Genomic DNA, 25,406 nt, shown 5'->3' with positions numbered 1-25,406 from the left:
TTTGTGTATTCCCTTCCAGCTGCTTCCTCTTTTGATGAATGATGCTTTATATGGTGTATATGTTTCTTGTGAATCAAGAATAAACGGCATATTCCTGGCTTTTATTCAATATTTCGAGGAATGACAAAGGAAAATGTCGTTCCCTGCTGCAGTTTGCTTTGTACAGAAATCTGCCCTTTGTGGGCGTCAATGATATTTTTTGCGATTGCAAGACCGAGACCTGTCCCTGACCTTCCTCTTGTCCTTGCTTTATCTGCCTTATAGAATCGTTCAAAAACAAACGGAAGATCCTCCTCCGGGATACCGGATCCGGAATCAGAAACCTCGACCATCAGGCCTTTTTCTTCTGACTTTACCGTTATTTTGACAGACCCGTCTTCAGGTGTGTGCCGGATGGCATTGTCAATCAGATTGGTCAGCACCTGTTCAATTCTGTCAGGATCAAAAACAAAATCATCTTCTGTTATGCTGAATTCGCTTTCGAGCTTGATAATCTTCTCTTTGGAAAGCCCTTGAAATTTCCTTGCAATCCTGCTGATATATGGCTTCAGTTCGACTCTGTCCAGTGTAAGCTGTATATGGCCCGCTTCCATCCTTGCCAGGTCAAGCAGTTCATTGACCAGCCTGCCCATCCTAAGTGACTCGTCATAAATGACGCTTGCCATTTCCTTTTTCTCTTCATCTGTCCCTGCAATGTCATCCACAATCGCTTCACTGTAGCCCTGCATCATGGCGATTGGCGTCCTGAGCTCATGGGAGACATTGGCAATAAAGTCTTTTCTCAGCTTATCCAGCTGCCTTTCCTCTGTCATATCACGCAGAACGGCAACCGCTCCGCGGATAAAAGTATTGTTATACAAAGGGCTGACGATGATGACCCAGATTCTTCCCTGGATCGGCATTTCGCCTATCTGCTCTTTTCCCGTATCGACGGCGCGCTGAAACAGCTTCATTACTTCTGAAGGGACTGCTTCAATATTGGTACTCTCTTCCCCCTGCTCATAATACCAGTTCTGGATGAAGCGCTCAGCAGGAGGGTTGGTGACAAGGATGGTCCCGTCGCGGCTGAAAGTGATCACACCGTCCGCCATTCCGCTCAATATACTTGCAAGCTGCTCTTTTTCCTGGCTCAGAGCATTGATATTGAATTTCAGCTGCCTGCCCATCTGATTAAAAGCGGTTGCCAGCTCTCCGATTTCATCATGGGTGAGAATTGGGACCTTCGTATCAAACTTGCCCTTCGCCACTTCAAAAGCCGCCTCCCTCATTTTTCGGAGCGGTGCTGTGATTCTTGTTGATAGGAAGAATGCAAAGATGGTGGTCAGGATAATGGCGATTCCTGCAGCAAGAATAATGAACTTAGTGGTTGATCTTGTCGTTTTCTGCATTTCTTCAAGAGACTGGTATATAAATACAGCTCCGGTGTCCCCATCGTCAACATACGGCACACCGATGATCAGGATGCGTGAATCCTCCTCAGAATTACCGCTGGCCGGGTATGGATATACCTTCTTGACTGACCGTCCGGAAAAAGCCTCGGCCAGCCCTTTATCTTCCATGAAGAATTCGCGGGGGAGCTCGATCGGCTCTCCTTTGTCAGGTGAATGGTAATACTCTTCATCGCTCTTGATGATAGCAATATTGGTCACGTCATCGACCAGTTCCCAGGAAATCTCCAGCCCCACATCAAGGTCATGTTCCTTGAGAATCACGGAGATCTTGTTGGCCGTTTTGGTCAGCCCTTTTTCAATCTCATTGATCTGGTTGTTCTCGAAAAACTCAAGAAGGAGTACCGTAAGGGTAAAAAGGACAAAGGCCACCAGAAAAATGATTGTGATCCAAAGCTTGCCTACTACACTGCGCCAAAACATCATTCATTAACAACCTCGAATTTGTAGCCGACGCCCCAGACCGTAACGATCATCCTCGCTGCCTGCTCAGATACTTTATTCAGCTTTTCCCTCAGCCTTTTCACATGTGTGTCAACTGTCCTTAAATCTCCGAAAAATTCATACTGCCAGACTTCCTTAAGCAGCTGCTCGCGGTCGAAAACCTTATCTGGGGATTTTGCAAGGAAATACAGGAGCTCATATTCCTTGGGAGTCAGGCTGACCTCTTTACCGTCTGCAATTACCCGGTGGGCATCATTATCGATGGTTAAATGCCGGAATACGATTACATCTTTTGCAGCAGTTTCAGTCTGCAGGTAGCTCGTCGTGCTGGACCGGCGCAGAAGTGCCTTTACCCGGAGGACAACCTCCCGCGGGCTGAACGGCTTGACGATATAATCATCTGTCCCTGCTTCAAAGCCCTGGACCCGGTTCACTTCCTCGCCCTTCGCTGTCAGCATGATGACAGGCGTCGCCTTTCTTTCCCTGAGCTCACGGCATACTTCGATCCCATCCTTGCCCGGCATCATCAAGTCCAGCAGGATAACATCATAATCAGTTTCAAAAGCCTTCTCCAGAGCCTCGCTGCCGTCACCGGCTTCTTCAATCACATAGTTCTCCCTCTCCAGGTACATCTTTAAAAGCCGCCTGATTCTTACCTCATCGTCCACTACCAGGATTTTGGTTTCTCTTTCCATATAAAATCCTCCTTTAATAGATCAGCTGCGAGGGGTCCCCTGGGCAGCCGGAATGCCGCAAATGTCTATATTTTAAAAAAAGCCTCCACATAGAAATCGTGAAGGCTTTATGGAATTATTGTCAGGATCCCGCGTATGAGTGCAGACCTGCAATGACAAGATTGACTGCAACCAGGTTAAACATAATGATGGCAAACCCGATGACTGCGAGCCATGCCGATTTTTCTCCATGCCAGCCCTTGGACAGCCGGAGATGAAGGAAAGCAGCGTAGAACAGGAATGTGACAAGCGCCCATACCTCTTTCGGGTCCCAGCCCCAGAATCTCGTCCAGGCAATTTGTGCCCAGATCATCGCAAAGATAAGCCCTCCCAGCGTAAATACCGGGAATCCTATCAAGACTGAACGGTATCCGATTTCATCCACAAGGTCCAGTTTGATGTTGCGGACCAGCGGCTGGATGCTTGCAGCAATCCTCTTGCGGAGGATTAGCCTGAGCAATCCGTAAAGGATGAGTCCTGCCCCGATCGACCATATGACAGTATTCAGTTTTTTAGCATTGATGATAGCCGGCATTTCCACAAGCGGCTCAAATCTGCCGTCAGTGGTAAGTGTTCCTTCATGAGGGCCCGTTATGGCAGGCATGGTGTATTCAAGTACTGATTCCTGGTCCCCTTTGTCTATCCATGTAAAGCTTGCTTTATAATCCGCCGCTGAGAAAATGGATGAGACCGCAATGAAACCTACAGTACAAATAAGTCCGAACATGACTGCTTCAAGCCAGAAGGTCCGTTTGCTGGATTTTGACTGGTCAACAGCCTTCACCAGATAGATCAGGCCTGCTGCAAAGCTGACTGAAAGAATCGCTTCGCCGATAGAAACAGTCGTTACATGGATATAAAGCCAATCACTCTGCAAAGCAGGGATGAGCGGCGAGATATCGCGCGGAAACATGCTGGCATAAGCGATGACAAGCAGCGCGACCGGCATGGTAAACACACCAAGCATCGGTGTTCTGTATAAAAAGTAAATGATGATGAATGCTCCAACAAGGGACATCCCGAAGAATGTCATAAATTCAAAAAGATTGCTCACAGGAGCATGGCCGGAGGCGACCCAGCGGGTAATAAAATAACCCAGCTGGGCTGCGAACCCGGCAATGGTCACGATAATGGCAATCTTTGCCCATCTGTTTGGAGACTTTTGGCCGGCGCCATGTTTTTTATCCCTTATGCTTCCGCCAAAAAATAATGTGGCAATTAAGTATAAAATAAAAGCAGTGTATAATAAATTTCCGCTCAGTGCTACCACAATTATTGCCCCTCCTTTTCTGATTTTTCCAGTTTATCAGTTTTATCATTTTCCATCTGGTCTTCAGGCACGCTGATGCCTGTATCTTCAAGGGCGAGCTCAATCTCCCTCTTCAGGCCATGCCAGTTCTTATTTGTATGGCCGGCAACCCACACTTCACCATCGAAGCGGCGCAGCCAGATACGGCGGTGGTTCCAGTAGGCGCCCTGGATGACGCCGATCATGAAGATCGCCCCTCCGAGAGCCAGTATCCAAAGAGTCAGATCCTTGCGCACTGTCAGGCCTGAAACATCCTTTGTCTCGACGCCCTGGAAGGCCAGTTTATATTCATTGTCCCCCATGGGCTCGATTGTCTGCTGAATGGCCACAAAGCTGACTTCACCGTCCGGCTTATCCGGTGTAAACATTTTGAAAACAAATGCCGGATTATTCGGGATGCGTGATTTGGTTGTCGGGTCTCCATTTTCATCGAATTCAAAGTCCGGGAAATAGCTGACAACTTCTACTGAATAGCCTTCATTCAGCTTATATTCAGTCTTGGGATCATACAGATCAACCGTCAAATCGCCGAATGTCTCCCCTGATTCTTTATTTGTCAGGGAAAATGACATTTTGTTCAGTTCGTTCAGCTTATAATCTACCTGATATAGTGCAAACGACTCGAACTTCAGCGGCTCATTAACCTTGATGCTATAATTCTTTACCTTTTCAAGGTCATGGGTTTCACCGGTAACGGTTTCACCCTGTTTCCGGTACAAGGTCACATCAGATTGATAATTCTTAGCGACGGTGCCTGCCCTGTCAATCGCATCATTAAAGACTTCTTTGTCAGTTTCTTTATCATAGACTTCTAGAGTGAATGCCTCATTGGAAAGATAATATTCTCCCTTTGTTTCAGGGATTACCTTCGTTTCGCCCTCCCTGATCCACAGCACTTTATCCACGTACATTCCGGGAACAAAGCGGAGCATGCCTCCAATCAGGAAAATGATCAGGCCGACATGGTTGACATAGGGGCCCCAGCGGGAGAAGCGGCCTTTTTCAGCAAGGACATTGCCGTTTTCTTCACGGATATTGTATTTTCTTGCCTTCAGCTTTTCCTTGATCACTTCATACTGCCCGTCAACATTATCAGTCTTTGAAATCCCAAAAAGCCTCTGGCGCTTTAAATAGCCTTCATGCCTTGTAACACGCTGGGTCTTTAAAGCCCGGTATAAAGGGACTGCCCGGTCAAGGCTGGCAATGACCAAAGAAACGCCGAGGGAAGCAATCAGGATTAAATACCACCATGAGCTGTAGAGATTATGGAAGCCAAGTTCATAATACAGCTTCCCGAACCATCCGTACTGGTCTTCATAATATTCGGCAGCAGGCATGGTCGGGGGGATATACATTTCCTGCGGGAGGATTGTCCCCATTGCCGATGCAATAAGGGTGAGTACGATGATCCACACGCCGACTTTGACAGAGGAAAAGAAATTCCAGATTTTGTCCACAAATGTCTTATTATAGGTTTGTGAGCGCCGCGCTGTCCCTTCATATCTCATATCGATCAGCTTTTTGTCTTTCGCCTGCTCCTCGAGCACCTTTCCGCATGATTCACAAAGAATGGTCCCATGCGGATTGAGATGCCCGCATTCGCATTTAACTTCTTTCATCCTAAAAACTCCCTGTTACTTAGGTTGGATCTGCTCCATGAAGGTGCGGATCGTATCTTCTGTCAATTGGCCGGTATGGATCTTCACCACTTCGCCCTCCGGATTGATCAGGAATGTGGCGGGAAGGGGATCGATGGCGTAAGCATTCTGCACCTGACCATCCTTGTCATTGACAATCGGGAATGCGAGTCCATATCTTTCAGCAAACTTCTTGACGGCAAAATCAGATTCGCCTACATTTACAGCCAGCACCTGGACGCCCTCGTCCGTGAACTGTTTGTACTGGTTATTCATATAAGGCATTTCCTTTTCACAAGGCTTGCACCAGGTTCCCCAGAAGTTCAGGAAAACACCCTGTCCTTCATAATCTGAAAGCCTGTGCTTTTCCCCATCCATGTCCACCAAAGCAAAATCAGGGGCTTTTTCCCCGACTGCAACTTTTCTGATATCATCTTTCGTTATGCTTGCGTATAGAGTGTATGCAACGGCAGCACCCAGAACAAGCAAAATGACTGTTCTCATAACGAGACGCCGTTTTTTCATAAGTACCTCCCTGATGTTCATGCTGCTTCTTAGCCCTTGAATGGAGCTGCAGCACCCTGCAAGAATCCGCATACAATCCTTTGCGTACAGGTATGAGCGCTCCCCCGGGCAACTGTCTATCATTATACCTTATTCATTATCGCACTGTTGTTAACAAAGCCTTCCAACTGTGAAACTTCTATGAATTTTTCTTTTTGCCGGCACTGCTCGCAAGAGTCCTGAGCTGTTTTACCTCATGGGCTGTAAGCTCCCTCGCATCACCTGCGCTCAATCCCTGCAGAGTAAGAAAGCCGTATCGCTCCCTTTTGAGCTTCATGACCGGGTGCCCGATGGCCTCCAGCATCCTTCTGACCTGGCGGTTCCTTCCTTCATGGATGACCAGTTCAACGATGGCTGTATTCTTTTGTTTGTCAATTGAAAGCACCTTGACTCTTGCCGGAGCTGTTTTGCCATCCTCCAGGCGGACACCCCTTTCAAGGCTTTTCAGTTTTTCCCTGGCTGGTATTCCTTTGATCTTCGCCACATATACCTTTTCCACTTCGTTTTTCGGATGCATGAGCAGATTGGCAAATTCTCCGTCATTGGTCATCAGCAGGAGGCCCGAAGTGTCGAAATCAAGCCTGCCGACAGGGTAGACCCTCTCCTTGATCTGAGGCAGGAGATCAGTTACGACCTTCCTTCCCTTTTCATCCGTCACACTTGAAATAACCCCTCTGGGCTTATACAGAAGGATATACACAGGCTCTTCCCTTTCAACCGGGATTCCGTCCACTTCCACCCTGTCTGAAGAAGAAACTTTCAGTCCAAGTTCTTTTACAACTTTCCCATTTACTTTTACATGTCCCTCTGCAATCAGCTGCTCCGCTTTTCGTCTCGATGCAACCCCTGCATGGGCAATCACTTTTTGAAGCCTTTCCATTTATGTCACCTCAATAAAATACTTATGGCAATCTTTTGTCCATCTAATGAATTATGACACAAACCGGCCTATTTTCAAAGCAGCCGATGTTAAAAGTATGCCGAAAGCGGAACAGGTCCTCCATGGAACCACAAAAAGGACGCCGTTTTTCGGCGCCCTTCCCTTTCTTATCCGAATACAAGCATGACAACTGCTATCGCTGCAATAAAGCCGACAAGGTCGGCCAGGAGGCCCACCTTCAGCGCATCCCCCATTTTTTTAATGCCTACAGCCCCAAAGTAGACTGTCAGCACATAAAAGGTCGTATCTGTGCTTCCCTGGAGCGTGGAGGCGAGCCTTCCGATAAAAGAATCCGGCCCATGGGCAGCAATCAGGTCACTTGTCATGCCAAGGGCCGCAGTGCCTGATATCGGCCTGATGATGGCGAGCGGGGCGATTTCGGGAGGGACCCCGACCGCTTCCATTGCCGGCCTGATAAAACCCATCATGAATTCAAGTGCCCCTGAAGCCCTGAAGACAGTAATGGCCACCAGCATCCCGACTAAAAAAGGGATGATGGAAACAGCAATCTTGATTCCTTCCTTGCCGCCATCCACAAAGCTCTCATATGTAGGGACTTTTTTATAAGTACCGTACAGCAGGATAAATCCAATCAGCACCGGGATAAACCATAATGAGATTAAAGAGACAATTTCCATTCGCGCTCATCCTTTACGGGTTCGTCTGTAATAAAAGTACCTGTCGATCAGGATTGCCCCGAGTGTTGAGCAAAAGGTGGCAATCAAGGTCGGCCCGACAATTTCAGTAGGAGAGGCAGAGTGATAGTTCATTCTGATGGCAATCACCGTTGTCGGGATGAGTGTCAGGCTTGAGGTATTGATGGCCAGGAAGGTGATCATCGACCTGCTCGCCTCGGTTTTTCCGCCATTCAGCGCTTTAAGCTGCTCCATTGCCTTTATTCCAAGTGGCGTGGCCGCATTGCCCAGCCCGAACATATTCGCCATCATATTCGATAAGATGTACCCCATTGCCGGGTGGTCCTTAGGAACATCAGGAAAAAGCCTTGTCACTACCGGCCTGAAAAGAAAAGCCAATTTTTTCAGCAGTCCTGCGTCTTCGGCAATCCTCATCATCCCCAGCCAGAAGACAAGGATGCTGATGAGCCCGATGCAAAGGGTGACCGCTTCTTTCGCCCCGCTGAAGACCGCTTCATTCACTTCAGCCATTGTGCCATTGAAAATGGCAAAAACAATCCCGATCACGGTCATCGCAACCCAAATAATATTAACCATCTGTTTTAACTCCAGCAATTGTCATAAAGATGCTCTTAAAGAAATCCAAAAAAGATTTTTCTTCTTTCTGGGGCTCTTTTTCATAGTAAATCGGCAGACTTTTCACTTGCTTGTTCTCAAAGTAAACAATGGCCCTTCCGACCACATCGGGAAAATCCTTATCTTCCTTCCAGCTTCCCGAAGGCTTCAGCATCTTATATTCGACACGGAAAAGGTCTTTTTCATTTTCAGAGGCAGGATAGCTGTAGTCTGTCTTCAAAAAGGCTTTTTTTTCATAGGCAGTATCCTCCAGCTCCCTGATCCCGCCTTGTTCAACAACTTTTTTGAGCGAATATTCCTTGAACCCGCTCTCATACATGCCGATATGGTCGTTCCAGTCATCCGGGCCATTCAGCGTAACCGCAATCAGGTCCAGACCATCCTTTGAGGCAGTGGTAACCAGCGTCCTTTTGGCACGTTTTGTATAACCTGTTTTTCCCCCTGTGCAATATTCATACAATTCGGTGAGGAGGCGGTTCTTATTTTTCCAGACTCTGTCCCAGCTTTCATTCGGGTTCGGCGCCCGATGCATTTTCGTCCCTGCTATTTTCCTGTATGTTTCATTGTTCATGGCATATCTGGTCAGGACTGCCATATCATACGCGGTAGAATAGTGTTCCTCATGGTCATCGAGCCCGTGCGGATTGGCAAAATGGGTATTTATCATGCCGATTTCTTCAGCTTTTTTGTTCATTAAGTATACAAACCCTTCAAGGCTTCCCCCGACATGTTCGGCAATTGCCACCGCCGAGTCATTCCCCGACCTGAGCATAAGTCCGTAAACCAGGTCCTCCAATAGAATTTTTTCTCCCGGCTGCAGATAAATAGATGATCCTTCAGCCCGTACAGCCTTTTCACTCACCTTGGCCTTTGTATCCAGCTTTCCGGATTCAATGGCAAGGATGGCTGTCATAATCTTCGTTATGCTTGCAATCCTTTTCTTCGTATAAGCATCCTTCTCATACAGGATCCTCCCGGTGCTTTGCTCCATCAGTATGGCGCTGCCTGAGCTGGCCGAATAGGCAGCTTGTACCTTTGCAGGCAGATTCGCTGCCAGGACAGCTGCTATGCAGGATAATAGCATCCATCTAAACAATCTGTTCATTCTCCAAAACCCCGTCTCCTAATATGTTTGTACAAGTTTATGCGAGTCGGGACAGCTTATGACTAAAAATGAAAAGCGGCGGGTGTCTCCATTCTTATAATCCATATATCGGCATCTCTGCCTTCCCAATAAAAAAAGGAATGGCTGCTGCCATCCCCATACCTCTAAAAAGGCTTCCATTTCAGCTGGCTTGCTTTTTGGAAGCGTTCCTCTGCATCTTTCCAGTTCACAATATTCCACCAGTTATTCACATAATCGGCGCGGTTATTTTTATACTGCAGATAGTAGGCATGCTCCCAGACATCAAGGGCAAGAATCGGGATCGTATCCCACTGGGTAAGCAGCATATGCCTTTCCGATTGAAGGATTTCAAGATGCCTTGAACGCGGTGACCAGACAAGGATTGCCCAGCCGACGCCTTCCACCTGTTTGGCCGCTTCAGAAAAATGCTTCTTGAACTGTTCAAAGCTTCCAAAATACTTTTCTATCTCTCCCAGCAGGGCACCAGATGGCTTCCCTCCCCCAGAGGGGCTCATATTATTCCAAAAAATAGTATGGAGGTAATGGCCGGAGCCATGGAATGCCAGCTCTCTCGACCAATGCTTAACAAGTTTAAAATCGCCATCTTGCCGTGCCTTTTTAAGCATTTCCTCAGCACGGTTCAGTCCATCAACATAAGACTGATGGTGCTTCGTGTGATGAAGCCTCATGATTTCTTCTGCTATATATGGTTCTAGGCTGTCATAGCCATATGGCAGCGGCGGAAGGGAATGGCCGCCTGCCGGAATAAAAGGTTCATTGATGTAAATATGGCCGACCGGCTGCCTTCTGGAAAAATACTGTTCAACATCGTTATGAAGTTCATCTACACGGGACTGGAGCGCATTCAGCTCCTCTATATCAAGCTGGCCGTCAAGCTTTTCAATCACTCCCGAGAATTTATCCAGTTTTACCCATAGTTCTGCGTCTTTCTCCACATCCTCCGATTCCAGGAATCTCTTCATTTCCTCATTCCAATTGAATACATCCTTGATATAATCGTGAAACTTGCTCATCCTTCCCCTCCTATCTGTCTTCCTCCTTTTCCAATGATATGTATGATGTTAAAATATTTGCTTATCCCAGGCGAAATTTGTACATGTCCACTTCCGGCGGCCTTCATAAATAGAACAAAAGCGCAAGCGCCTTGACCACCCCCAATTAGCATAAGACGAACACCCCGAAAGGCATTCTTTCTTGTTGGGTGGTTTGGCATATGACCTCGGCTCAGCTGCTGGACGTGGATCAAGAAATGAAAATCATCCACAAGTCTTCCACTTTATAAATCCCTTAACTATAAAAAAAGCCGCCTTGTCGGCAGCCTTTGTTCTATTTGGATTGAATCATTTTTGTCCGGTAATCTGTTTCATAATATTCAAGCTCTTCCCGGATCCTTTGGAACTCACTCTCCAGGCTGTCAAAGATTCCCTTCATGCTTTCAGGGACCCCTCCCTGAAACTTAATGGAGTTTTTCCCGGTATAAGCGGAACGGCTGTTTTCGAACCATGCATCATTTTTCGGCGAGAAGAATTCGTCAATGCACTGATGATAAATACGGTAAAGCGTCTTTTCGGCCGCAGGCTTTGGGAAAGGCTCATTTTTCAGGAGTACACTGCAGGCATCAAGGCCTTCCTCACAGAAAACAAGCAACTTTCTCAGATTTCCCAAAACCATTTTATAATAATTCCGGTCTCCGTCCTTTTCCTTTATGAGGCCGGATAGTGTTGTTTCATTTAAATATGCTTCCAATTCTGAAACAGTATTTCCCAGGAATTTTTTCACTTCTTCTGTCTGCGATTTAACGATTGTGTTCGCCATTGTTACACCCCTTCAGATTGCAGGCTGATGCCATGCTTTTTCTTGCTTCGACCGGCTTGCCATCCTTGCCATTTCAGACGGCTTCCTGGCAGCCTCTTAATGTATTGGACTTCCTTATTTTGAATCCTGGCCAGGCTTCAGCAAGCAGCCTTCGTTAAGCTTGCTGATGATTGAAGAAATCAAGAGGCGAAGCGATTTGAAAACCTTTCTCCTCTTCTACGCCATTGAAAACCTCCCTTAATTTGCCGAAATCCAGTTTGTCAAAATAGGACTCAAATTCAGCTTTGTTATTTATGTATACTCTTTTTCTGTCCCGTAATCCCGTTTTTTTCAGCAAACACGCAAGCGCCACTAAATCCTTGAAAGCCACTTCCCTGCCGCCTGCCTTGAACACAGGGTCCGAGCCAAATGGCGTGAAGCTTTCCATGGATTCTTCGAAGCAGCGTATATATAGTACATGGAGGGTCTTCTCCTGCCCTTCCTCCATATACATCACCTCGCTCCTGTTGAAGAAATCCTCGGAAGTGTTCGGCATTTCTTTCTCCAATTCATACCCTTTGCACTGCTTTATAAACAATCCAGACACTCCCCGGCTCATGCACTGCTGTGGCAGCAGGCACAGCTAAATGATATAAAGCACGATGCTAACAGTGAGCTTCGGACAATCTAGCTATATTTTATCATATAGGCCGCAGGAATGTGTCAGAAAAATCAATTATCTAAGGTTTCCTGAAACTTTTCGAAAAATAAATCTGCCTCATCCCCTGCATATTCATCCTCATCATTTTCTGTCAACGGAGGAAGCTCGTCTATACTTTTTAAACCAAAGTAATCAAGAAATTCCTTTGTAGTGGCATATAAATAGGCCCTGCCCGCCCCTTCTGCCCTTCCGGCTTCTTTTATCAAAGCTTTGGCGGCCAATGTATGAAGCGGCCTCTCTGTTTTTACACCTCTGATTTCTTCTATTTCCACCCTTGTGATCGGCTGTTTGTATGCGATGATGGCAAGGGTTTCCAATGCTGCCTGTGACAGGGAGCCTGTCCCGGGGGTCTCCACCAATTTCTTAAGATAATCTGAGTTCTCCTTCTTTGTGACCAGCTGATAGGTGCCGGCAAATTGGGCCACTGTAATGCCTCTCGTGTAGTCATCCTCGCAGGACTGGATAAGCTCCTGCAAAATGGTTTCCGCCTGGCTTTCGTCCATCTCAAGCACCTCAGCGATCTGCTTCAAGGATAATCCTTCATCTCCTGCTGCAAAGAGCAGGCTCTCTGTTATCCCTTTCCAATTTACGATTTCCAAAACTTTTATTGATCCTCCTTTGCAGATACAAAAATCTCTGCAAAATTATGTTCCTGGTTCAGCTCGATTTGTTTCCTCTTCATCAGTTCCAGCACTGCGAGGAAACTGACGACAAGATGTTCCTTTTCATCGGAAGGAAACAAATCGTAAAAGCTTGTCTTCACCCTTGCCCGCTGAAGCTGATCAAGGATTTCATCCATCCGCTTCTCAATAGGTATTTCCTGCCTTGCCACCTTTGCGGTGACCGGCTTTTGGAGCTTCTTTCTCCGCATCAGCTTCTGGAATGCCCCAAGCACGTCATACAGCGACACATTCAAGTCTGCCTTTTCAGGCTGCACGTCTTTTGCATAATCCGATAAATCGCTTGGAGGTTTTGTAAACATCAGCCCGCGCTCCTGCTCTTTCGTTTTGAGCTCAGCTGCAGCTTCTTTATACTTCTTATATTCTACAAGTCTTTCAACAAGCTCATCACGGGGGTCTTCTTCCCCTTCCTCCATATCAAACTCATCCAGCTGCTCTTCCTCATGCTTTGGAAGGAGCATTTTGCTTTTAATGGCAAGCAGGGTCGCCGCCATGACAAGAAATTCACTCGCAACGTCAAGTTCGAGCTCTTTCATTGTATGTATATAAATAAGATACTGTTCAGTAATCTCTGCTACAGGAATATCGTAAATATCTATTTCAAGGCGATTAATTAAATGAAGAAGCAGGTCAAGAGGCCCTTCAAACGCGTCAATCTTCACATTATACTGCATATTTCCACCATAATTTCTAATTTTGAATTTTGCCTGATGCTGCGCCAAACACAGGCAGGTTCCCGGCTGTAAATGGCTATTACTAGTATAGAGGATTCCATTCTGATATCCAATAGAAAAATACAGACAAACTTCCAGAAAGCCGGGGAACGAAATTCCTTCTCTCCGAGCTTTTTTTCCAGGCGCCCATACGTTATGGCCCATTCCCGCATAAGATGAATTTGTAAAGAAAAACGCAGACTATATAGGAGGTATCGGTGATATGTCAGATGCAGGTGCAGGTTACGGTTACGGAGGCGGCTTCGCCCTAATAGTGGTATTGTTCATTCTGCTGATCATTGTGGGAGCATCATGGTGCTTCTAAAACTATAGACTGAAGGCCCGGCATGAGCCGGGCTTTCTTCTTGATTCATTTGTCCCCAGCACCGCTTCAAGCCGGAATATGATAAAATAAGTGCAAAATGTCAGTCACCAGGGCAAAAGGGAGGTCAATATGTATCCTGAAGAATATATACAGTATCTTGTCCATTTCCATGCAGACCGAGATTATTTCGAATGCCATGAAGTGCTTGAAGAATACTGGAAAGAAGCAGACCCGCGGAATAAGGACTCTGTTTGGGTAGGGCTCATTCTGTTCGCAGTTTCCGCCTATCATCATCGCCGCGGCAACTTCAAAGGCGCTGAACGGACGCTGCGGAAATCCCGATCTATTTTGGACAAGGTCCCCCTCCAGCTGAAGGAGCTTGGAATCAGCGCCCGGGAATTCACGCTGCTGATCAGCGGCAGATTGGAGGGAATTGCAAAAGGAGAACCTTACTCGAGTCCCTTCATTCCACTGGCTGATCATGAGCTTGCCAGCCTATGCATAAGAACGGCAGAATCCCTTGGCCTTGTCTGGGGGAGCCCAAGCGATCTTTCTGACAGAATGCTCATTCACCGGCATTCGATGAGAGACCGGACTGATGTCATCCTTGAGCGGAAAGCTGCATGGGACGCCCGCAATGATACCGAATAATAAAAGGCAGAGAACCAGGTTCTCTGCCTTTTCAGCATTCTTCATCCGTGCACTTGTCTACAAACGGTTCTGTATTTTCATTGCTGACGAGCTTCCTGTCAGGGTACAGATCCCTCAAAGCCTTGACCATTGCTTTTCCGATGCCCTGCTGGCGATGTGAAGGACTTACGGAAATATGCTGTATTTCCATTGCAGGGCCGTCCATGAAAGAAACCCCGATCAGCCCAGTTATATCATCCTGCTTCCATAGGAACAGCTGCCAGCCGTCGTCCGACTCATACTGCTTCATGGTCTGCTGCAGCCTTTTCAGATCCTTTTCATTTGGCATAAATGATAATAAGCCCATGGCAATCTTTTCGAATGTCTTTTTATATCGAATTAGCATAATTATCCCTCATTAAATAAAACATTTCCAAACTATCTTTTCCCAATAAGCCATTGTCTAAACTATATGGCGGCTAGTATATGATATGTAAGAAAGCATTTTTGTTGCAGGTTCCATTAATCATTACTATGATACAAAAATTTAAGCAGGACAGCAATCAAATCGAATCAGGATCCAGGCACAATGACCAGCCAATAGATGAATCCCCAAATCAGCCCGATGGCCAGGAAAAAAGAGAAAAGCAGCCAGTTATTTTTTTTCATCGTATACACTTGCCTCCAATCGCCAAACTCCTTTTTTATTCTACACTAAATGCGTTTTTTTATCTATCCCGCCGGGAAAATAGGGACTATTGGCTGCAGGGGGATGAATTTTTTCCGAAACTTTTATATCATTATGTACGTCTATTAATATAGAGTCCAGCCTGCGTATACAAGATTAGGAGGAACATTATGCTTAAACGATGCAAAAATATAATGCTGCTTGCCCTTGCTCTGATGCTGATTCTGCCAGCGGGAGCTTCAGCAGACATGGCCGAAGGAGATATGATCGTCACCCTTGGCGAAAACCTTTCCGAAGAACAGAAAAACGTCCTGCTTGCAGAGATGGAAGCGCCAAAGGACGCCATGACCATCACTGTCTCAAATGAAGAGGAACATCAATATCTGGGCAGCTATATCAGCAAAGCACTCATCGGCACAAGAGCCATTTCTTCTTCAGCGACAACGATCGCGAAATCCGGATCAGGACTTGAAGTTGAAACGAAGAACATCAACTGGGTAACAGACGAAATGTATATCAATGCTCTGATAACTGCTGGTGTAAAAGATGCTGAAATATATATAACCGCACCATCGCCTGTATCCGGGACAGCCGCCCTGACCGGAATTATAAAAGCATATGAGATCTCAGCAGATGAGACGATACCTGAAGAAGTCAAGCAGGCAGCAAATGAAGAAATGGTAGAAACGGCCAAGCTTGGCGATTCGGTCGGGAATGAGAATGCCGCTGCTCTAATAGCAAAAATCAAAGAAGAAATCAGCAAAAATAAACCTGCCACCGACGAAGAGCTCCAGAACATCATCGAAAACGCGGCAAAGGACCTTGGCATCACCCTGACAGATAAAGAAATGCAAAGCCTGATCGACCTGTTCAACAAACTGAAGGATCTGAACATTGACTGGAATCAGGTCGGAGATCAGCTTGATAAAGCAAAGGACAAAATCACCAAGTATCTTGAAAGTGAAGAAGGCCAGGGCTTCCTGGACAGCCTGAAACGCTTTTTCTCAAGTGCCATCGATGCTGTTAAAGCATTCTTCTCATAGTAAAATAGAGGTGCTTAACAGCACAGCTCAAAAAAGCAGCCGTCCGGCTGCTTTTTTCTAGTTCTTGATTTTCTCCTGAAGAGGCAGGTCAAGCCTGATCAAGTCTTCGAAGCTTTCTCGTTTGACGACAAGGCGCGCCTCTCCATTTTCTACGAATACAACCGGCGGCCGCGGGATTCGGTTATAGTTGTTGGCCATGGAATATCCGTAGGCTCCTGTACAAAATACAGCCAGAAGGTCTTCCCGCTCTGCTTTCGGCAAAGGCAGGTCCCATATCAGCATATCGCCTGACTCGCAGCATTTGCCGGCAATGGAGACCGTTTCTTCCGCTTTCTCCAGCGGCCGGTTGGCAAGCACAGCTTCGTATTTGGCCTGATAAAGGGCCGGACGGATATTATCGCTCATGCCTCCGTCCACCGCCAGGTAATGGCGGACATTCGGGACATCCTTTCTTGAGCCTGTCTTATAGAGTGTTGTCCCGGCATCGCCGACAAGCGAACGGCCTGGTTCAATCCAAATTTCCGGCATTTCCATCTGGTAGCTGCCGGCCAGCTTTTTCACTTCGCTGATGATTTCTTCGACATATTTTGAAGCCGCAATCGGCGCGTCTTCATCTGTATAGCGGATGCCAAAGCCTCCGCCCAGATTCAGCACAGCCGGTTCATAGGCAAGCTCTTTTTTCCAGATTGACAGTTTTTCAAATATTTTCTCGGCCGCAAGAATGAAGCCGGTCGTTTCAAAGATTTGTGATCCGATATGGCAGTGAATGCCGAGTGTTTCCAGCCATGGAGTTGATATGGCCTGCTTGAGCGCAGCTTCGGCCTGTCCATTTTGCAGATCAAAGCCGAATTTGGAATCCTCCTGCCCTGTCAGGATATAATCGTGGGTGTGCGCCTCGATTCCCGGTGTCACACGCAGCAGAATCTTGGTTTTCGTGTTTTTGTTTTCGCAAACTGACTTAAGCAGTTCCAGCTCATCGAAATTGTCTACAACGATGCATCCGACTCCATAGTGAAGAGCCATCTCCAGTTCTTCCCTGCTCTTATTATTGCCATGGAAGTGGATCCTTTCCACAGGGAATTCAGCCGCCAGAGCGGTATACAGCTCTCCTCCTGAAACCACATCAAGCGACAGGCCTTCTTCTTCAGCCAGCTGAATCATGGCAATGGATGAAAATGCTTTGCTCGCATAAGCAACCTGGGATTTCACCCCCAGTTCTTCGAATGTCTGCCTGAAGCCTCTTGCCCTTTCGCGAATCAGTGCCACATCATATACATAAACCGGTGTCCCGAATTGCTTTGCCAATTCAACGGTATCCATTCCGCCGATTTCCAAATGAGATTGTCCATTTACTCTTGCTGTCCCATGAAAAAACATGCTTACTCCCTCATTCCCTCTATACTGTTACTCTTATTATAGACTGCCGCGGCCACTTTTTTACAGCCCCGAATAATTCCATGCTATATAAAATAGACAGTCCCCGTTTCTGAACTGTCTATTTCAGCTTCTTTAGTCCTTTATTTAGTTAAAAACTTACCATAATTGCCGGAAAACTGCAATTGATATTAGCATAATATTCAATTTTTAGCCGGCTGTTTGAAGCGGTTTTTCGCATGGACGATGCTTGGCCTGATCTTAGACCCCGGGACAGACCTTCTGATCAGGATCTGCAGAAATGCTTTCGGGCTGAAAGGCAGCAGCGGCCATAAATATGGCGTGTTCAGCGACCTGATGCTTGCCAGGAGGAGGATGAACACTGTTATGCTGATAATGAAGCCCGGTGTATGGAAGAGTGCCACGGCAATCAGCATGGCAAGTCTTGCCATCTTATTGGCTATACTGAGTTCATAGCTTGGGGTTGAAAACGTTCCTATTGAAGCAACAGCCACATAGAGAATGACCTCCGGCACAAACAGCCCGACATCGATGGCAATTTGTCCGATCAGGACGGCTGCTATCAATCCCATTGCCGTTGAAAGAGGTGTGGGCGTATGGATGGCAGCAATCCTCAGGAACTCAATGCCAATATCCGCCAGGAAGATTTGTATGACAATAGGTATATTTGTCTTCTCATTCGGGCCGATGAACTTGATGGCATCCGGCAGCAATTGCGGCTCCAGAGTAAATAAGAACCATAATGGCAGCAGGAATAGTGAGGCGAGCACTCCGATGAAGCGGATCCAGCGGATGAATGTGCCGACTGCCGGCGACTGTCTGTATTCCTCAGCATGCTGCAGATGGTGGAAAAAGGTTGTCGGCGTGATGATCACACTTGGCGACGTATCAACGAAAATCAGGACATGCCCTTCCAGCAGATGGGTTGCACCGACATCGGCCCTTTCTGTATAACGGACGAGCGGATATGGATTATAGCCTTGCTTTAAGAGAAATTCTTCAACCGTTTTATCCGCCATTGTCAGTCCGTCGATATCAATCGATTGAATTTCCTGCCTGACCACTTCAATCAGATCTGTACTGGCGACATCCTTAATATAAGCAATCGCTATATCGGTTTTGGAGCGCTCCCCTATCCGCATGATTTCAAAGCGGAGCCGCTCATCCCTGATCCGCCTTCTGGTCAGGGCGGTATTAACAATAATATTTTCTACATATCCATCCCTTGACCCCCGCACAACTTTCTCTGTATCGGGCTCCTCCGGTGTTCTGCCGGGATAGCTTCTGACATCGACAACAAGTCCCGTCGTCTCCCCTTCAACCAGTATAACAATCAGGCCGGACAGCACCTGGTCAACCAGTTCGTCCATTGTTTCAATCGGCTGCACCGACTGATTGACAATGCGGTTTTTCACGATATTGAAAACGTTTGAGGACAGTTTCTCGTGATCATTGATTTCCACGAGCTCTTCAAGGATTTGGGTGATAAAAGAAGTATCGCATAATCCATTTACATAATAAATCTGGATTTCTTTCTTCAGGATCTGCAGCTTCCTGACACCCAGGTCAAAGCTGACGCCAAGCCCGATGCGCTCTTTCATGAAGTCTTCGTTTCTGCCGGGTGATTCTGAAATAGAGGTTTTGTTTTTCTTTTTAGTTTCCGCCATAAAATCCGCTCCTTTCCAGAATGAGTTCCACTGCCTTTTTGGTGATGGGAGAGCCTTTTTCATAATGATCTCTTCGTGACATCTTGCCGATATCGCCGATTCCGACAATCAGCGGGACATCCAATTCGTCGAGGCAGTAGACTGTATCCCCGTTCATTTTTCCAATTTCCATTTCAGGGACACCAAGCTTGTCAACACCATACGGAGTAAGCTCACCGTACCTGTCGACACATATATCCACATGCGTCCATTCCGCCTGCCTTGTTTTTGAAGCAACTGCTATTACACCGAGCACCTCAATGTCTTCATGCCTTGCCACATATTTAAGGGCCGTTTCACCAAGCCCTTCGCCGACATAGCCGGAGTCATCAAACATGACAAGTACAGGGTCATTGGGGGCTTTCTTGATCATCTTCACGATATCAGGTCCTGACAAAACAGATGGATTCCCGTGGGACATAGAGATGCATCTGCCGCCAATATCCTTCGCTACATGCTCTGCAGTCCTTCTTGCATACTCATCGCCATCTGTAATCAGTATGACTTTCCTGCGTTCATCCATTGCTTTGATGTCCTTTCGCTTTACATAGTCAGTCTACAAAATACATCCAGTGAAACAGCGATCCAAATACTTTCCCGAATACGATGGCCATCAGCAGAACAACTATTTTGCCGTCAATCCCAAGCCTTTTGGCCAGCAGCGGCAGGACGTTAAGCACTTCTGTAAGTGCTGCCGCCACCATCCCCACAAAAATCCCGCCTGCCAGACCGAAAAGAACAAGGATAAATCCCGGAAAGTAAAGCCGCGGGTCCTGAAGGCTTGCAGATGTTCCTGCAACCGCCCCGATTACAACTGCCCATTCATAGTGATGGATCATTTTCATTGTCTTTGACAGCTGGGTCAGCCTTGGAATGATCCCCAGCACAGTCAGAAACGCAACAAATCCTGCCCCCACAGAGACGCCTCCCGCAAATCCCAGGAAAATGACGATAATGATGCTAATGGTCATCAAGGTTCTTCATGCTTTCTTTATTTTCATGCATGATGACATACCGGTCGAGATCCTGCTGGTAATTGAACATTTCAACCTCCAGCGGGCTGGGCTCCTCATTGAGCCTTTTTTTGAAAACATGATTAAAGAAAATGATCATGCCAAGTCCAAGGCCAAGAGAATAGGGAATTTGGAACAGCAGGGGCTTTTTCTCCACTTTGCCGGTGATGATTGTATAAATCCGCTGATGCACTGTCTGCATGCTGACATCTTCATGAAAATTCATGATTGTCAGTGCGGCACCAAAAAACAGCAAAAACCAGATTAGCAGGAAAAACGCTGTGGATGCTTTTTTCTTTTTATAGATCACCTCAATGATTGTCTGGGAGGGACCCACAGCCTGTATATCGAGCTGCAGCTTTTCTGCGGCAATGGCCTGGATCACCTGGACAATGTCAATGACAATGATATTCCGGTCATGATCTGAAACGTGATGGATGGAAAGATTCCCTAACCGTTCATAAAGTGTTTCATCTGCAATAATCAAGGCAATGTCCTTTAGCTGGACGGAAGCCTGCGGACGCACTTGAATACGGTTCCTGAGCCGGACATAAACCGTTTTTTCCATTATGATCACTTCCCAAACAGTGTTTTCCTTGTATAAATAGTATTCGTAATAAAATTCCAATCATGTCGACCAAAAATTGGGGATAATGGAAAGCTGCTCTGGACTGCCCGGGAATCACTACACAAAAAAAGACCGGATGGATTCACATATCCATCCGGTCTTTCATCTGCTGCAGGATTTTCTTCTCGAGCCGGGAGACCTGCACCTGTGATATTCCCAGCCTTGCTGCCACTTCAGACTGTGTCTGATCTTTATAATATCTGAGATAAACAATCAGCCTTTCCCGCTCATCCAGCTCGCGGATTGCCTCTTTGAGGGCTATCTGGTCAAACCACTTGCCATCATTGCCATCATCGATCTGATCCAGCAGTGTGATAGGGTCGCCGTCGTTTTCATATACAGTTTCATGAATGGAGGATGGCGTCCTGCCTGCTTCCTGGGCAAGGATGATATCCTCAGGAGGGATTTCCAGATAAGCGGAAAGCTCTGTTACAGTCGGAATCCTTCCAAAAGTCTTGGTCAGCTCGTCTTTTGCCTTGCGGATTTTATTTCCCATTTCCTTCAGGGAGCGGCTCACCTTCACAGTTCCATCATCCCGGATGAAACGCTGTATCTCCCCGATGATCATAGGAACGGCATAGGTTGAAAACTTTACATCATAGCTCAGATCAAATTTATCAACCGACTTCAAGAGGCCGATGCAGCCGATCTGGAATAAATCATCCGGCTCATATCCTCTGTTGAGAAAACGCTGGACCACTGACCAGACCAGCCTCATGTTTTTCTGGACAATCGTGTCCCGTGCCCCCTGGTCTCCTGCCTGGCTTTTTTGTATGAGCTCTTTTACCTCGTGATCCTTGAGATACGTCTGGGTCTTATCTGTCTTTACCTCCACATCCATAGCATGACTCCCTTAATTGCATAGCATTTTACTGTTTGATAAATGCTTCCTTAAACGGATTTCGGTGCCTTCTCCTGGGTGTGAGCGAACTTCTATCTCATCCATGAAATTTTCCATGATTGTAAAGCCCATGCCGGAACGTTCCAGCTCTGGTTTGGTTGTAAACAGCGGCTGCCTGGCCTCTTCCACATCCCCGATTCCGAGCCCTTCATCTCTGATTGTCATATCAACGAAGCCGTCCTCAATGCTGACAGAAATATAGACAATCCCTTTACTGTCATTGTCATAGCCATGGATGATCGAGTTGGTAACTGCCTCTGATACGACCGTCTTGATTTCAGTCAGTTCATCCATTGTCGGATCAAGCTGGGCGATGAAAGCCGCGACGGTCACACGGGCAAAGGACTCATTCTGGCTCAAAGCGCTGAATTGCAGATTCATTTCATTTTTCATTGTCAGGCAACCCCCAATCGCTGAAGTGCAAATTCTTCAGTCGGCTCAAGACGGATGATTTTAAACAGCCCGGACATATCGAATAGCCTCTGTACCGCCGGTGAAATGGCACAGACGACCATCTCGCCGTGATGCTGCTTAATTTGCTTATACCTGCCCAGGATCACTCCAAGGCCTGAGCTGTCCATAAAGGATAATTGCTCCAGATTGAGGACAATGTGGCGGATCCCATAAGACTCTATGGCGTTTGTTGCCTTTTCCCTTAATTCATCTGCCGAATGGTGGTCCAATTCTCCGCTTAAGCGAATGCACAGCACATCATTTTTTACTTCCAATCCAATCATCAGACTCATGACTGATAGCCTCCTTCTCTGCTGCCGGAACCATTTACAGATCCGGCCGGCTGTCCATGCCCTCATCTCCTGCATGGATCAAGCCTTTCTAGAGAGTCAATTTCGCTGAAGGAGGCCCTTATTCCTTCCTGAAGGCAAAACTAGTGCGGTTTCGCTAAATTTTCCTTGATGTACCTTTTTTTCGACATCAATTTGATTTCGTGAAAATGCCGAGAGCCCGTTTATAGAGCGTCCACCAGCCTGCCTCTTTCACTTCGCTTTTGGCCACCAGCGGGCTTTCCACGATTGTCTTCCCATCTTTTTCAACTTTCAGCGTACCAATTTGATCGCCTTTAGCTATTGGGGCTTTCAGGTCTTTTTTCAGGACGACGGTTTTCTTGACTGCCTTTGTGTCTTCGCCTTTTTTCGTCAGCAGTGAGATCGGCTCGCTCGTCAGAGCTTCGACCTGCTTTATCTCGCCTTTGCTGACTTTGGCAGAACCTAAAGCTTCATTCCGCTTATACATTGGATGTGTCTCATACTGGCTGAAAGCATAATCCAGCATCTTGGTTACCTGAGCATTTCTTTCTTTCGATGTCGGAGCACCAAAGACAACTGCGATTACCCTCATCCCGTTTTTCTCAGCTGTAGCCGTCAGGCAATATTTCGCTTCATTTGTAAAGCCTGTCTTCAATCCGTCGACTCCCGGATAGAAGCGGACCAGCCTGTTTGTATTGACCAGCCAGAATTTCTTGTCGGTATCTTCCCTTAAATAAGCTTCATATGTTCCTGTAAACTTGGTTATGCCTTCATATTTCAGCAGTTCCTTTGCCATAAGTGCCATATCATGGGCTGTGCTGTAGTGCTCGGTTACAGGCAGGCCGGTTGCATTCTTGAAAATCGTGTCCTTCAAGCCAAGGTCTTTGGCTTTTTTATTCATCAGCTTGACGAATTCTTCTTCTGAACCGGCGAGCCTCTCAGCCATGGCAACAGATGCATCATTTCCTGATCCGATGGCAATCCCCTTCAGCATCTGTTCTGTTGTCATTTCTTCGCCCGGTTCCAGGAATATTTGCGAGCCGCCCATGGATGCTGCATATTCACTCGCCCTGATCTTTTCATCCATGGAAAGCTTGCCTTTATCAATCGCTTCCATGATCAAAAGCATGGTCATGATCTTAGTCATGCTTGCTGGAGGCAGCTGTTCATTGCTGTTCTGCTCATATAAAACAGCCCCGGTATCCCGCTCAATCAAGATCGCCGATTTTACGTTGTCAACCAGCTTGACGCCGCTTTCTTCGGCTAAGGCTGCCGGTGCCATCATTGCTGATAGTAAAACAAACACCATTATAGAAACGATTCGCTTCATCACATAACCCTCCATTCTTTATAGCCTCCATTTTTTCCAAAGGAGACAAATTTATACAATAAATTGGCGGAGGTACGGTTTTTATTTTACATGAGCCGTTTCAGATGGGTTTGAGAATTTAAGAGCTTGTATAATGGAGGGATTGCCCGAGAGCTGGAGAGGTTGCTTTCACTTATTTTCGGAGTGCTCTAAGGGGACCGGAAAGCACGCGGGAGTCAAGGCATAAAAAAGCTGCACCCTTAAGGGATGCAGCTTTTCCATACAATGTTATTCAGTAATTTCTTCATGCACCAGTACAGGGGCATCTACTTTGGAAGCCGTGATTTTGATGCTGCTGTACAGGCGTTCTTTGACTTCTTCAACGTTTTCGAAATTGCTGTAGATGGTGGCAAGTGATTCTCCTTTTGAGACAGTGTCGCCGATCTTCTTGCGGAGCATGAGCCCGACGGCAAGATCGATTTCCGATTCTTTAGTTGCCCTTCCTGCACCAAGGACCATGGCAGCCGTTCCCACTGCGTCAGCGACAATTTCTGAAACATAGCCATCTTCTTTTGCTTCAAGTTCATAAACAAATTTGGCCTGCGGCAAACGGGAAGGATCATCGACAACAGAAGCGTCCCCTCCCTGTGAGCTGAGGAAGGTTTTCATTGCTTCAAGGGCGGATCCGTCCTTGATTGCCTGTTCCAGCATTTCTCGTGCCTGTGCCGGGGTTTCTGCCTTTTCAGCCAGCACAACCATATGGCTGCCTAGTACAAGGCACAGCTCAGTCAGATCTTCCGGTCCTTCGCCTCTTAATGTGTCGATCGCTTCTTTCACTTCCAATGCATTGCCAATGGCATAGCCGAGCGGCTGGCTCATGTCTGAAATGACTGCCATCGTCTTGCGGCCGACATTGTTCCCGATCCTTACCATTGCTTTTGCAAGCTCTCTGGAATCATCCAGCGTCTTCATGAAGGCGCCTGCCCCGGTTTTCACATCCAGGACAATGGCATCTGCGCCTGCAGCAATCTTTTTGCTCATGATGGAGCTGGCAATCAGCGGGATGCTGTCTACCGTCGCCGTCACATCACGGAGCGCATATAATTTTTTATCCGCCGGCGTGAGGTTTCCACTTTGTCCGATGACGGCAATTTTGTTCTGGTTGACCAGCTTGATGAATTCTTCGTTCTCTATTTCTACATGGAAGCCTTCGACCGCTTCCAGCTTGTCTATGGTACCGCCTGTATGGCCAAGGCCGCGGCCGGACATTTTAGCGACCGGGACACCGACAGCCGCTACAAGAGGGCCGAGCACCAGCGTAGTTGTATCGCCGACTCCCCCTGTGGAATGCTTGTCGACTTTAATGCCTTCAATTTTTGACAGATCGATTTTATCGCCTGATTCTACCATGCTCATCGTCAGGTCGGCTCTCTCACTTTCTGTCATGCCCTGGAAAAAGATAGCCATCGTTAAAGCACTGATCTGATAGTCAGGAATTGCACCGTCAGTATAGCCTTTTATTATGAATTGGATTTCTTCCGAAGACAGCTCTTTGCCGTCGCGTTTCTTTTCTATTAAGTCCACCATTCTCATTTTTCGTCA

The 25,406-nt window shown here is 46.9% G+C and carries 28 protein-coding genes; 3 read left to right on the top strand and 25 right to left on the bottom strand.

Translation table 11 applies throughout. From position 1 onward, the window contains the following. Positions 1-101: 101 nt before the first annotated feature. From Q9R36_RS06350 to Q9R36_RS06285, 14 genes are all read right to left on the bottom strand, one after another. Positions 102-1,874, bottom strand: coding sequence for an ATP-binding protein (locus tag Q9R36_RS06350; protein ID WP_009794789.1), 1,773 nt, complete (start codon positions 1,872-1,874; stop codon positions 102-104). Beyond that, positions 1,871-2,587: a response regulator transcription factor gene (locus Q9R36_RS06345; RefSeq protein WP_009794788.1), complete on the bottom strand. Its 717-nt coding sequence runs from the start codon at positions 2,585-2,587 to the stop codon at positions 1,871-1,873. Before Q9R36_RS06345 ends, Q9R36_RS06350 begins: the two co-directional genes overlap by 4 nt. A gap of 121 nt (positions 2,588-2,708) precedes the next feature. Then, positions 2,709-3,896 carry a c-type cytochrome biogenesis protein CcsB gene (gene ccsB, locus Q9R36_RS06340; RefSeq protein ID WP_009794787.1) on the bottom strand — a complete coding sequence of 396 codons (1,188 nt, stop codon included), beginning with the start codon at positions 3,894-3,896 and terminating at the stop codon, positions 2,709-2,711. Positions 3,897-3,898: 2 nt separating this feature from the next. Beyond that, a complete protein-coding gene (gene resB / locus Q9R36_RS06335) occupies positions 3,899-5,554 on the bottom strand; it encodes a cytochrome c biogenesis protein ResB (RefSeq protein ID WP_009794786.1) in 1,656 nt (551 codons plus the stop codon). Between the two features lie 15 nt (positions 5,555-5,569). Continuing rightward, the gene (gene resA / locus Q9R36_RS06330) at positions 5,570-6,097 is read right to left on the bottom strand and encodes a thiol-disulfide oxidoreductase ResA (protein ID WP_022544151.1); all 528 of its coding nucleotides are present in this window, start codon (positions 6,095-6,097) and stop codon (positions 5,570-5,572) included. 178 nt (positions 6,098-6,275) lie between these two features. Then, the gene (locus Q9R36_RS06325) at positions 6,276-7,016 is read right to left on the bottom strand and encodes a pseudouridine synthase (protein ID WP_022544152.1); all 741 of its coding nucleotides are present in this window, start codon (positions 7,014-7,016) and stop codon (positions 6,276-6,278) included. Between the two features lie 167 nt (positions 7,017-7,183). Further along, positions 7,184-7,714, bottom strand: coding sequence for a spore maturation protein (locus Q9R36_RS06320; protein ID WP_009794782.1), 531 nt, complete (start codon positions 7,712-7,714; stop codon positions 7,184-7,186). Positions 7,715-7,720: 6 nt separating this feature from the next. Next, positions 7,721-8,308 carry a nucleoside recognition domain-containing protein gene (locus tag Q9R36_RS06315; RefSeq protein WP_009794781.1) on the bottom strand — a complete coding sequence of 196 codons (588 nt, stop codon included), beginning with the start codon at positions 8,306-8,308 and terminating at the stop codon, positions 7,721-7,723. Beyond that, positions 8,301-9,452, bottom strand: a complete 1,152-nt coding sequence (locus tag Q9R36_RS06310) for a D-alanyl-D-alanine carboxypeptidase family protein (RefSeq protein ID WP_224951456.1) — start codon at positions 9,450-9,452, stop codon at positions 8,301-8,303. The genes Q9R36_RS06315 and Q9R36_RS06310 overlap by 8 nt, the downstream gene beginning before the upstream one ends. A gap of 164 nt (positions 9,453-9,616) precedes the next feature. Continuing rightward, positions 9,617-10,507 (bottom strand): superoxide dismutase, encoded by an 891-nt coding sequence (locus tag Q9R36_RS06305; protein WP_009794778.1) that lies wholly within the window; start codon positions 10,505-10,507, stop codon positions 9,617-9,619. Positions 10,508-10,820: 313 nt separating this feature from the next. Further along, a complete protein-coding gene (locus tag Q9R36_RS06300) occupies positions 10,821-11,309 on the bottom strand; it encodes a YpuI family protein (RefSeq protein ID WP_009794776.1) in 489 nt (162 codons plus the stop codon). Between the two features lie 154 nt (positions 11,310-11,463). Beyond that, a complete protein-coding gene (locus tag Q9R36_RS06295) occupies positions 11,464-11,907 on the bottom strand; it encodes a hypothetical protein (protein WP_396137104.1) in 444 nt (147 codons plus the stop codon). A 113-nt stretch (positions 11,908-12,020) separates the two neighbouring features. Continuing rightward, a complete protein-coding gene (gene scpB / locus Q9R36_RS06290) occupies positions 12,021-12,608 on the bottom strand; it encodes an SMC-Scp complex subunit ScpB (RefSeq protein ID WP_094767126.1) in 588 nt (195 codons plus the stop codon). A gap of 5 nt (positions 12,609-12,613) precedes the next feature. After that, a complete protein-coding gene (locus Q9R36_RS06285) occupies positions 12,614-13,363 on the bottom strand; it encodes a segregation/condensation protein A (RefSeq protein WP_009794772.1) in 750 nt (249 codons plus the stop codon). 262 nt (positions 13,364-13,625) lie between these two features. Between Q9R36_RS06285 and Q9R36_RS06280 the strand changes: the two genes are divergently transcribed. Together Q9R36_RS06280 and Q9R36_RS06275 are read left to right on the top strand one after the other, a co-directional pair. Continuing rightward, positions 13,626-13,727: a YjcZ family sporulation protein gene (locus Q9R36_RS06280; protein ID WP_022544155.1), complete on the top strand. Its 102-nt coding sequence runs from the start codon at positions 13,626-13,628 to the stop codon at positions 13,725-13,727. A 129-nt stretch (positions 13,728-13,856) separates the two neighbouring features. After that, positions 13,857-14,378, top strand: coding sequence for a DUF309 domain-containing protein (locus Q9R36_RS06275; RefSeq protein WP_022544156.1), 522 nt, complete (start codon positions 13,857-13,859; stop codon positions 14,376-14,378). A gap of 31 nt (positions 14,379-14,409) precedes the next feature. Here the strand turns inward: Q9R36_RS06275 and Q9R36_RS06270 are convergent, their stop codons facing one another. Then, positions 14,410-14,763, bottom strand: a complete 354-nt coding sequence (locus Q9R36_RS06270) for a GNAT family N-acetyltransferase (protein ID WP_009794769.1) — start codon at positions 14,761-14,763, stop codon at positions 14,410-14,412. Positions 14,764-15,215: 452 nt separating this feature from the next. Between Q9R36_RS06270 and Q9R36_RS06265 the strand changes: the two genes are divergently transcribed. Continuing rightward, positions 15,216-16,088: a DUF1002 domain-containing protein gene (locus Q9R36_RS06265; RefSeq protein ID WP_022544157.1), complete on the top strand. Its 873-nt coding sequence runs from the start codon at positions 15,216-15,218 to the stop codon at positions 16,086-16,088. Between the two features lie 57 nt (positions 16,089-16,145). On the opposite strand, the gene lysA is transcribed toward Q9R36_RS06265, so the two are convergent. The 10 genes from lysA to Q9R36_RS06215 form a co-directional block, all read right to left on the bottom strand. Further along, on the bottom strand, positions 16,146-17,465 hold the full coding sequence (gene lysA, locus Q9R36_RS06260) for a diaminopimelate decarboxylase (protein ID WP_009794766.1): 1,320 nt from the start codon (positions 17,463-17,465) through the stop codon (positions 16,146-16,148). 200 nt (positions 17,466-17,665) lie between these two features. Continuing rightward, positions 17,666-19,150: a spore germination protein gene (locus tag Q9R36_RS06255; RefSeq protein WP_009794765.1), complete on the bottom strand. Its 1,485-nt coding sequence runs from the start codon at positions 19,148-19,150 to the stop codon at positions 17,666-17,668. Further along, a complete protein-coding gene (gene spoVAEA, locus Q9R36_RS06250) occupies positions 19,137-19,712 on the bottom strand; it encodes a stage V sporulation protein SpoVABEA (RefSeq protein ID WP_311224667.1) in 576 nt (191 codons plus the stop codon). The genes Q9R36_RS06255 and spoVAEA overlap by 14 nt, the downstream gene beginning before the upstream one ends. Positions 19,713-19,740: 28 nt before the next feature. Beyond that, the gene (locus Q9R36_RS06245) at positions 19,741-20,160 is read right to left on the bottom strand and encodes a stage V sporulation protein AB (protein WP_009794763.1); all 420 of its coding nucleotides are present in this window, start codon (positions 20,158-20,160) and stop codon (positions 19,741-19,743) included. Next, positions 20,150-20,770, bottom strand: a complete 621-nt coding sequence (locus tag Q9R36_RS06240) for a stage V sporulation protein AA (RefSeq protein WP_022544158.1) — start codon at positions 20,768-20,770, stop codon at positions 20,150-20,152. Before Q9R36_RS06240 ends, Q9R36_RS06245 begins: the two co-directional genes overlap by 11 nt. Before the next feature lie 142 nt (positions 20,771-20,912). Beyond that, positions 20,913-21,671, bottom strand: a complete 759-nt coding sequence (gene sigF / locus Q9R36_RS06235) for an RNA polymerase sporulation sigma factor SigF (RefSeq protein ID WP_009794761.1) — start codon at positions 21,669-21,671, stop codon at positions 20,913-20,915. Positions 21,672-21,683: 12 nt separating this feature from the next. Next, a complete protein-coding gene (gene spoIIAB / locus Q9R36_RS06230) occupies positions 21,684-22,124 on the bottom strand; it encodes an anti-sigma F factor (protein ID WP_311224666.1) in 441 nt (146 codons plus the stop codon). Between the two features lie 2 nt (positions 22,125-22,126). After that, positions 22,127-22,477 (bottom strand): anti-sigma F factor antagonist, encoded by a 351-nt coding sequence (spoIIAA, locus tag Q9R36_RS06225; protein ID WP_311224665.1) that lies wholly within the window; start codon positions 22,475-22,477, stop codon positions 22,127-22,129. Positions 22,478-22,664: 187 nt separating this feature from the next. Beyond that, a complete protein-coding gene (locus Q9R36_RS06220; protein ID WP_035403067.1) occupies positions 22,665-23,825 on the bottom strand; it encodes a D-alanyl-D-alanine carboxypeptidase family protein in 1,161 nt (386 codons plus the stop codon). A 267-nt stretch (positions 23,826-24,092) separates the two neighbouring features. Then, on the bottom strand, positions 24,093-25,397 hold the full coding sequence (locus tag Q9R36_RS06215; RefSeq protein ID WP_311224664.1) for a pyrimidine-nucleoside phosphorylase: 1,305 nt from the start codon (positions 25,395-25,397) through the stop codon (positions 24,093-24,095). Positions 25,398-25,406: the final 9 nt, after the last annotated feature.

Source organism: Bacillus sp. AG4(2022), assembly GCF_031844465.1.
Classification (GTDB): domain Bacteria; phylum Bacillota; class Bacilli; order Bacillales; family Cytobacillaceae; genus Bacillus_AB; species Bacillus_AB infantis.
This window is presented reverse-complemented; position numbering and strand designations above follow the sequence as displayed.

Coding starts and splice junctions, on each gene's coding strand:
- Q9R36_RS06350 (WP_009794789.1), bottom strand. CDS start 1,874: ATGATGTTTTGGCGCAGTGTAGTAGGCAAGCTTTGGATCACAATCATT.
- Q9R36_RS06345 (WP_009794788.1), bottom strand. CDS start 2,587: ATGGAAAGAGAAACCAAAATCCTGGTAGTGGACGATGAGGTAAGAATC.
- resB (WP_009794786.1), bottom strand. CDS start 5,554: ATGAAAGAAGTTAAATGCGAATGCGGGCATCTCAATCCGCATGGGACC.
- resA (WP_022544151.1), bottom strand. CDS start 6,097: ATGAAAAAACGGCGTCTCGTTATGAGAACAGTCATTTTGCTTGTTCTG.
- Q9R36_RS06325 (WP_022544152.1), bottom strand. CDS start 7,016: ATGGAAAGGCTTCAAAAAGTGATTGCCCATGCAGGGGTTGCATCGAGA.
- Q9R36_RS06320 (WP_009794782.1), bottom strand. CDS start 7,714: ATGGAAATTGTCTCTTTAATCTCATTATGGTTTATCCCGGTGCTGATT.
- Q9R36_RS06315 (WP_009794781.1), bottom strand. CDS start 8,308: ATGGTTAATATTATTTGGGTTGCGATGACCGTGATCGGGATTGTTTTT.
- Q9R36_RS06310 (WP_224951456.1), bottom strand. CDS start 9,452: ATGAACAGATTGTTTAGATGGATGCTATTATCCTGCATAGCAGCTGTC.
- Q9R36_RS06305 (WP_009794778.1), bottom strand. CDS start 10,507: ATGAGCAAGTTTCACGATTATATCAAGGATGTATTCAATTGGAATGAG.
- Q9R36_RS06300 (WP_009794776.1), bottom strand. CDS start 11,309: ATGGCGAACACAATCGTTAAATCGCAGACAGAAGAAGTGAAAAAATTC.
- Q9R36_RS06295 (WP_396137104.1), bottom strand. CDS start 11,907: ATGAGCCGGGGAGTGTCTGGATTGTTTATAAAGCAGTGCAAAGGGTAT.
- Q9R36_RS06285 (WP_009794772.1), bottom strand. CDS start 13,363: ATGCAGTATAATGTGAAGATTGACGCGTTTGAAGGGCCTCTTGACCTG.
- Q9R36_RS06280 (WP_022544155.1), top strand. CDS start 13,626: ATGTCAGATGCAGGTGCAGGTTACGGTTACGGAGGCGGCTTCGCCCTA.
- Q9R36_RS06275 (WP_022544156.1), top strand. CDS start 13,857: ATGTATCCTGAAGAATATATACAGTATCTTGTCCATTTCCATGCAGAC.
- Q9R36_RS06270 (WP_009794769.1), bottom strand. CDS start 14,763: ATGCTAATTCGATATAAAAAGACATTCGAAAAGATTGCCATGGGCTTA.
- Q9R36_RS06265 (WP_022544157.1), top strand. CDS start 15,216: ATGCTTAAACGATGCAAAAATATAATGCTGCTTGCCCTTGCTCTGATG.
- lysA (WP_009794766.1), bottom strand. CDS start 17,465: ATGTTTTTTCATGGGACAGCAAGAGTAAATGGACAATCTCATTTGGAA.
- Q9R36_RS06255 (WP_009794765.1), bottom strand. CDS start 19,150: ATGGCGGAAACTAAAAAGAAAAACAAAACCTCTATTTCAGAATCACCC.
- spoVAEA (WP_311224667.1), bottom strand. CDS start 19,712: ATGGATGAACGCAGGAAAGTCATACTGATTACAGATGGCGATGAGTAT.
- Q9R36_RS06245 (WP_009794763.1), bottom strand. CDS start 20,160: ATGACCATTAGCATCATTATCGTCATTTTCCTGGGATTTGCGGGAGGC.
- Q9R36_RS06240 (WP_022544158.1), bottom strand. CDS start 20,770: ATGGAAAAAACGGTTTATGTCCGGCTCAGGAACCGTATTCAAGTGCGT.
- sigF (WP_009794761.1), bottom strand. CDS start 21,671: ATGGATGTGGAGGTAAAGACAGATAAGACCCAGACGTATCTCAAGGAT.
- spoIIAB (WP_311224666.1), bottom strand. CDS start 22,124: ATGAAAAATGAAATGAATCTGCAATTCAGCGCTTTGAGCCAGAATGAG.
- spoIIAA (WP_311224665.1), bottom strand. CDS start 22,477: ATGAGTCTGATGATTGGATTGGAAGTAAAAAATGATGTGCTGTGCATT.
- Q9R36_RS06220 (WP_035403067.1), bottom strand. CDS start 23,825: ATGAAGCGAATCGTTTCTATAATGGTGTTTGTTTTACTATCAGCAATG.
- Q9R36_RS06215 (WP_311224664.1), bottom strand. CDS start 25,397: ATGAGAATGGTGGACTTAATAGAAAAGAAACGCGACGGCAAAGAGCTG.